Below are 4097 nucleotides of genomic sequence, written 5' to 3' on the forward strand. Positions count from 1 at the left end.
CTTCAACTGCTATTGATTCACTTAATCCGTAGGCAAAATCATAGTATTCATTAAAATTTGCTTTAACAATACCAGAAACTTCTTCTTTTTGTAGATTAAATTTTGTGAATGGTTCATTCTTTCTAAGTAAAAAAACATGACTAAGTTCATGATCATGGAAATTTTGAAGGTTTATAGAATTCTTAACTATTCCAAGCGGTATGACTTCTTCTATATTGACTTCAATGCCTAGTTCCTCATGAACTTCTCTAATTCCATCAGAAACTGTCTCATGTGCTAATAGATGGCCTGCGGCAGTGATGTCTAGTAAATTTGGAAAATCTTTTTTTGTTTGACTTCTTTTTTGAAAATAGATCATTGGAATGCCATTTTCAATACTCATTAACCAACAATGAAATGTTTCATGCCAAAATCCATTTTTATGAACTTCGTCTCGAGTTGCTTCACCAATATGGTTACCGAATTCATCAAAAATTTTTAGAGACTCTACTTGCAATGTACTTACCACCTTAACTTTTTAAATTAGTTAACTATTACTATTATATAAATAATTGATGCTGATTGTAATATGATATAAGGTCTATTCAAGTTATTTTATTTTTATAGAAGTACCACCATCGGATAGGATGGAATCAAAAAGAGAAAAGTAGATAAAAGAATGATAAGTTGTTATATAATGGCTGTTTTCGTATATATTGTTGCTATTTTAGAATGCGATAGTTGATTACAACTCCAGGATACTACCTTTCAGTGGGGCGTGAGCAGAAGTGGAAGGCATGCTAAAACTACGACGTCCTGTCATATCGCATGAATGACCTGTAGGCCTCATCTCTCACAAGTCTCGCACATTCCGTTGTAATCAACTTTTGTCTTTAATATTTATAATCTGAAAAGTAAGGATCTTTTAGATAAGAGCCTTCAAAAGAATATGGAGTATTAAAAAGCTATGTCTAACTGTTAAATTGAATGTAATATTTTTCTGAAAAATTTACTTTCATGCTTAATTAGGTTAATTTATTATTAGATAGTTTTATAAGTAAGTCTAAAAGAAAACTTAATGGTATGATAGACTGCTTAATGATGACTACATTAAATAAAAATTATTAGGTGAACAAAATGAAAATTGCATTTTTTGACTCGGGAATGGGTGGGTTAACTGTTTTAAACGAAGCAATGAATCAGTTACCCAATGAAGAATTTTTATATTTTGCAGATACTCTTCATGTTCCTTATGGTACGAAATCAAAGGAAGAAGTTAGTTCATTTGTAAAACAATCAGTGGAAAGAATTGTAAAAGAAGATGTAAAAGCACTTGTCATTGCATGCAATACAGCAACTAGTATTGCTGTTTCGGATTTAAGAGCATATTATGACTTCCCAATTATCGGTATGGAACCGGCTGTAAAACCAGCTATTGAGATGAATCGTTCAACAGGTAAAAGAGTATTAGTTCTAGCAACACCACTTACATTAAAACAAACAAAATATCATGAATTAGTTTCTAGAATTGATGATCAAAGCATTGTTGACTCATTACCATTACCAGAATTAGTACGTTACTGTGAAGAATTGAATTTTGAAGATGCTACAATGATTGATTATTTTAAAAGTAAGTTCGCTTCGTTTGATATTAATTTATACGGAACTGTTGTACTTGGATGTACACATTATCCATTTTATAAAGAGATATTAAAGAAAATTCTACCAGAAGATGTACATATAGTTGATGGAAGTGCGGGTACAGTTAAAAGGCTAATTCAATTATTAAGTCCTTCAAATCAATTGAAAGATTCTGGTGAATCAACGATTAAGTTCATGTGCTCAGATGATAATCAAGATTATATCGAAAAGATGAAGTTCGCATTAAACTTACTTCAAACTAAAAGATAAGCTTTTTAGCTTATCTTTTTTGTTTTTAGGCAATGTTATTGCGAAATATATAAAAACAAAAAAAGAAGTAGTGATCATCACTACTTCTTTGTATTAATTTTATTTTACCAAACAAATAATCCTACAATCATGGCACTAAGCATGGAAACGCCAATACCACTAACTAATAGCTTCCATACATTTTTACCAATACTTGATGATTTATCTTCACCTAATATTGAATTAAATGTTCCATAAATCATTCCGACAGTACTAAAATTTGCAAAAGATGTTAGGAACGTAGTAGCAACTGCTACTGTATGTGGAGCAAGATCATTGATGTTTTCTTTTAAATCCATCATTGCAACAAATTCGTTAGTAGCAAGCTTGATTCCCATCAATTGTGCAACATACATAGCGTCATGACCAGTAAGTCCTAATAAGAAGGCGAAAGGACTAAAAATAATCGAGAAGATCTTTTGGATTGTTAATCCAGATACAAAGAAACCTAAGAAGCCATTAAGAAGTGTTGTTAAGGCTACATATCCAATTACCATCGCTAATATAACAATGACCATATTCATACCAACAATCATACTATTTGAGATCGTTGAGAAGAAATCTTTTTTCTCTTCTTTCGTAGGGACGTATACGACATCTTCTTCTTTACTAACTTCCACTGGATTTAACATACTTGCGATTAATAAAGCATTTAAACAATTTAAAGGGATCGCAGCAAATACATAAGTAGCAGGTACCATCGTTAAATAAGCACCGATAATTGAACCACTAATACTACTCATACTCATAATTCCAAATGTCAACAAACGATTTTCTTTTAAAACGGTTAATTGTTGACGGATCACAGCTAACGCCTCAGTATTTCCAAGAAACATCATTTGAATTGAAAAGAAGCTCTCTAGCTTTGGTAATCCAGATATTTTTGAAATAACCCAGCCAACTTTATCTATAATCCAAGTCAATATCCCGAAATATGATAAAATGTCAAAGAAAGTAATAATGAAAATGAATCGTAATAATTGAAATCTGTTTTCCCGATTTGATTCAATGTGTATTTCTATTTCATCTTTTAGCTATCCTGCCTGTCAAAATAAAAAAACAGCTATTTTACAAATAAAATAGCTGTTCTTCAAAGTAGTACAATTAAGTAAAAGACTTTTCTCTACATTGATCTTTCTTCATTCAAATCATATTTCAATAAATTTTTTCCTTCATAAAACTTTTCATAGATTATACCCAATATATAGTAGAATACGAGACCAAAACAAATATGAATCAGTGTAAACTTAGCGCCAAATGAAGTAAATTCATATATTGCAGTAGGTATTTTTGCAGTTGTCCAAACCCCTAGGAAAAACACAATGTAACGAATGCTTGCTCCTTTTTGTAAAAAAAGGATTGCCATTGGAAAAGCTACGTAAAGGGGACCTGCTGCAATTACGCCTAAAACTAGTGAGAACACGGTTCCATATATACCTGATTTTTTCCCCATATATTTTATCAATGTTTCTTTTTCTACCCATTTATCTAGTAAACTTACAAATACTAAGACAGGAGGAAGTAGAAAAATCATATTGATAATGCTGTTTCCTGTTAAATGAAGTGCCTTCCAACCTAGCCTTTGATTTAAAAAAGTAAGAATAACGAGACCGATTAGTAAAATGAAAAAGAAACGATATCTCTTTAATGCATTCATCCCATCACCACCCAAATGATATATGCAAATAGAAGTGACATAACGATTCCTGCAGCATTACGTGTATATGCAAAGCCTCGACCAAATAATTTTTGTTCCATAGGGATCGTAATCACTCCGACCGCCATCATTGTCGACATTAAAGCAGCAACTTGTGGCAGCCCTGCACCATTTTCGACTAATGTATCCCCTAGTGGAAATACAATAAAACTTGGAATTAGTGCAAACGAACCAATGATTGTAGAATAAACAATTCCCATCAATCCAGATTTTTCTCCTAGAATTGATGAAATGAAAGATGGTGTTAGTAAAGATAGTGAAAGTCCCACGAAAAGCATGATAGATAAAATATCGGGTAAAATATTACGAAACAACTTCCATGACTGTTTTAAAGCATCTTTTGTTTTATTTCTGTCTTTTATAAAAGAAATACTGATAAGAATAATAGCAATAGAGTACAGAATGATCCCATTAATCATGGTTAGATTCCTTCCATACCTGATATTTTTCT

General features: G+C 31.6%; 5 protein-coding genes. 1 reads left to right on the forward strand and 4 read right to left on the reverse strand.

All coding sequences use genetic code 11. The annotated features are described in order from the left end of the window. Positions 1-496: NUDIX hydrolase (locus V7056_RS15210; RefSeq protein WP_499703264.1), on the reverse strand; the 496-nt coding region annotated here is incomplete at its 3' end. 620 nt (positions 497-1116) lie between these two features. Here V7056_RS15210 and murI point away from each other — a divergent pair. After that, complete coding sequence (gene murI / locus V7056_RS15215; RefSeq protein ID WP_499703265.1) at positions 1117-1890, forward strand: glutamate racemase; 774 nt, start codon at positions 1117-1119, stop codon at positions 1888-1890. Between the two features lie 104 nt (positions 1891-1994). Here murI and V7056_RS15220 read toward each other — a convergent pair whose 3' ends face one another. The 3 genes from V7056_RS15220 to V7056_RS15230 form a co-directional block, all read right to left on the reverse strand. Further along, positions 1995-2951, reverse strand: a complete 957-nt coding sequence (locus V7056_RS15220) for a nucleoside transporter C-terminal domain-containing protein (protein WP_499703276.1) — start codon at positions 2949-2951, stop codon at positions 1995-1997. A 101-nt stretch (positions 2952-3052) separates the two neighbouring features. Beyond that, positions 3053-3586, reverse strand: coding sequence for a permease (locus V7056_RS15225; RefSeq protein WP_499703267.1), 534 nt, complete (start codon positions 3584-3586; stop codon positions 3053-3055). Further along, positions 3583-4065, reverse strand: coding sequence for a hypothetical protein (locus tag V7056_RS15230; protein WP_499703278.1), 483 nt, complete (start codon positions 4063-4065; stop codon positions 3583-3585). The genes V7056_RS15225 and V7056_RS15230 overlap by 4 nt, the downstream gene beginning before the upstream one ends. Between the last annotated feature and the right edge of the window lie 32 nt (positions 4066-4097).

The organism is Bacillus sp. JJ664 (assembly GCF_036962205.1).
Taxonomy (GTDB): Bacteria; Bacillota; Bacilli; order Bacillales; family Bacillaceae_G; genus Gottfriedia.